The sequence below is a fragment of the Marinobacter sp. UBA2498 genome (assembly GCF_002341575.1).
In the GTDB taxonomy this organism is placed as follows: Bacteria; Pseudomonadota; Gammaproteobacteria; order Pseudomonadales; family Oleiphilaceae; genus Marinobacter; species Marinobacter manganoxydans.
In genome coordinates this window covers 1-3,062 of sequence record NZ_DDOI01000160.1, presented here as the reverse complement: position 1 = coordinate 3,062, position 3,062 = coordinate 1, and the positions used below count along the sequence as shown (strand labels likewise).

The following is a 3,062-nucleotide window of genomic DNA, read 5'->3' as shown; positions in this document are numbered from 1 at the left end:
AACTGCGCGACCGGTGTGGCTACACAGAACGACCACCTCCGTGAAGAGCACTTCAAGGGCACGGTGGAAATGGCGATGAATTTCTTCCGCTTCGTGGCCGAAGAGACCCGGGAGTGGATGGCCAAGCTGGGCGTGCGTACCCTGGAAGAGCTTGTGGGTCGCGTTGACCTGCTGGAGCGCCTGCCCGGTGATACCGAACGTCAGAAGAAACTGGATCTGAGTCGCCTGCTGTCTAACGACCATATTCCTGCAGACAAGCCGCAGACCTGTCAGGTCGAACGGAATCACCCGTTTGATGAGGGCAGGCTCGCGGAACAGATGGTTCAGGATACCGCTGCGGCGATCAAAGAGAAGAGTGGAGGCGCGTGGTCCTATCGAGTCACCAACTGTGATCGCTCTATTGGCGCCCGCCTCTCTGGCGAAATCGCCCAGATCCATGGTAACCAGGGTATGGTGGATGCACCGATCACCCTGGACCTGACCGGTACCGCTGGCCAGAGTTTTGGTGTCTGGAACGTGGGTGGTCTCAACCTGATCCTTGAAGGGGACGCCAACGACTACGTCGGTAAGGGCATGACCGGTGGCAAGCTGGTTGTGAAGCCGCCCCGCGGCAGCGCGTTCAAGACCCAGGAAACCTCTATCGTCGGCAATACCTGTCTCTACGGCGCAACCGGCGGCAAACTCTTTGCTGCCGGAACCGCGGGTGAGCGATTTGCAGTTCGTAATTCCGGTGCCCATGCCGTTGTGGAAGGCGCCGGAGACCATTGCTGTGAATACATGACCGGTGGTCTGGTGACGGTGCTGGGCTCTACTGGCCACAACTTCGGTGCTGGTATGACCGGTGGCTTTGCTTACGTCATGGATATCAACAACACGTTCGTGGACAAATACAACCACGAGCTGGTGGAAATTCAGCGGATTTCCAGCGAGGACATGGAGTCCTACCGCAATCACCTGCGTGGTGTAATCCGGGAGCATATCTCGGAAACCGGCAGTGAGTGGGCAGAGCACATTCTTGAGAATTTCGACGACTACATTGGCCGCTTCTGGCTGGTGAAACCCAAGGCTGCGAATCTGCGCAGTCTGCTGGCCAGCACCCGGGCGCGTCCGGAATAAGAGGCTGAGAGGGTTTGGGGCGAGCAGCCTGGCTGCCGCCCTTGTCGAAATCGAGTTGATGAGAGCATCCAGATGAAAGAACGACTGAGTAATGACTTCCAGTTTGTCGAGGTTGGACGTGTCGACCCGAAAAAGGTCCCGGCCAAGAAGCGGAAGAAAGAGTTTGGTGAAATTTACCACCCCTTCACAGCAGATAACGCGGCGTCCCAGTCCCATCGCTGTCTTGAGTGTGGTAACCCCTATTGCGAGTGGAAGTGCCCGGTTCACAACTATATTCCGAACTGGCTCAAGCTGGTTTCCGAAGGCAATATCATGCGGGCCGTCGAGTTGTGTCACCAGACCAACTCCCTGCCTGAAGTTTGCGGCCGCGTTTGTCCGCAGGATCGCCTGTGTGAAGGTGCCTGCACGCTGAACGACGGGTACGGCGCGGTTACCATCGGGTCTGTCGAGAAGTACATTACCGATACCGCCTTTGCCCTGGGCTGGAAACCGGATATGTCCGCCGTGAAGTGGACAGACAAGAAGGTTGCCGTCATCGGCGCTGGGCCTGCGGGTCTGGGCTGCGCGGACGTTCTGGTTCGCAATGGCGTCAAGCCGGTTGTATTCGATATCTATCCGGAAATCGGTGGTCTGCTGACCTTCGGCATTCCCGAGTTCAAGCTGGAAAAATCCGTTATGACCCGCCGCCGCAAGGTGTTCGAGGAGATGGGCGTGGAATTCCGCCTGTCTACCGAGGTGGGCAAGGACGTTCAGTTGCAGGAGATCATTGACGAGTACGATGCCGTTTTCATGGGCATGGGCACCTACACCTACATGAAGGGAGGTTTCCCGGGTGAGAACCTGCCGGGCGTGTACGATGCACTGCCGTTCCTCGTTTCGAACGTCAACCGTCGTCTCGGCTTCGAGAAAGACGAAGCAGACTTCATCGACATGAAAGGCAAGCGGGTTGTTGTCCTGGGTGGCGGCGATACGGCCATGGACTGCAACCGCACCTCGATCCGTCAGCAGGCCGAGAGCGTCACCTGTGCCTACCGCCGGGATGAAGCCAACATGCCGGGTTCTCGCCGGGAAGTGGCCAACGCCAAGGAAGAGGGCGTTAAGTTCTTCTTCAATCGTCAGCCCATCGCCATTATTGGTGAAGACCGGGTTGAGGGTGTGAAGGTGGTTCAGACCCGTCTGGGCGATCCCGACGAAAATGGTCGTCGCCGTCCGGAAGTGGTCCCGGGTAGCGAGGAGGTTATTCCTGCGGACGCGGTTCTGGTCGCCTTCGGTTTCCGTCCGAGCCCGGCCGACTGGTTCGATGAGCTGAAGGTGAATACCGACGATTCGGGCCGGGTAACTGCTCCGGAAGGCGCAGAATTCATGTTCCAGACCAGCAACGAGAAAATCTTTGCGGGCGGGGACATGGTCCGTGGTTCCGATCTGGTCGTAACCGCTATCTGGGAAGGCCGTCAGGCTGCCGAAGGTATCATGGATTACCTGGATATCTGATTGCACGGTTGATCCTGATCAGAAGGGCGGTTTCCTAAGGGAAAGCCGCCCTTTTTTATTCCCGCAAACCGGGTATTATGGCCTCCATCCAATTTTCCCCTTTGTACAGAACACGCTGGATTTCCTATGACCGAGCTGAAGAATGATCGTTTCCTGCGCGCCCTGATGCGCCAGCCCGTGGACCGCACACCGGTTTGGATGATGCGACAGGCAGGGCGATATCTGCCGGAGTACCGTGCGACCAGGGCAAAAGCCGGCGACTTCCTCAGCTTGTGCAAGAACACGCCGTTGGCCTGCGAGGTAACTCTGCAGCCTCTCGAACGTTTCCCACTGGACGCGGCGATCCTGTTTTCAGACATCCTGACGATTCCGGACGCTCTGGGTCTTGGCCTGTACTTCGAAACCGGCGAAGGCCCGAAATTCCGGAACACGATCCGCTCCGAAGCCGATGTTGC

Annotated in this window: 3 protein-coding genes; all 3 read left to right on the top strand. The window is 57.8% G+C overall.

Annotated elements, in window-relative coordinates:
• A partial coding sequence (locus B2W52_RS22175; RefSeq protein WP_286804101.1) for a GltB/FmdC/FwdC-like GXGXG domain-containing protein occupies positions 1–1,116 on the top strand: 1,116 nt, incomplete at its 5' end.
• A gap of 72 nt (positions 1,117–1,188) precedes the next feature.
• Complete coding sequence (locus B2W52_RS22170) at positions 1,189–2,607, top strand: FAD-dependent oxidoreductase (protein WP_053114383.1); 1,419 nt, start codon at positions 1,189–1,191, stop codon at positions 2,605–2,607.
• Between the two features lie 126 nt (positions 2,608–2,733).
• Positions 2,734–3,062 (top strand): uroporphyrinogen decarboxylase family protein (locus B2W52_RS22165; protein ID WP_286804100.1); only part of this gene is annotated, 329 nt, incomplete at its 3' end.

Coding starts and splice junctions, on each gene's coding strand:
- B2W52_RS22170 (WP_053114383.1), top strand. CDS start 1,189: ATGAAAGAACGACTGAGTAATGACTTCCAGTTTGTCGAGGTTGGACGT.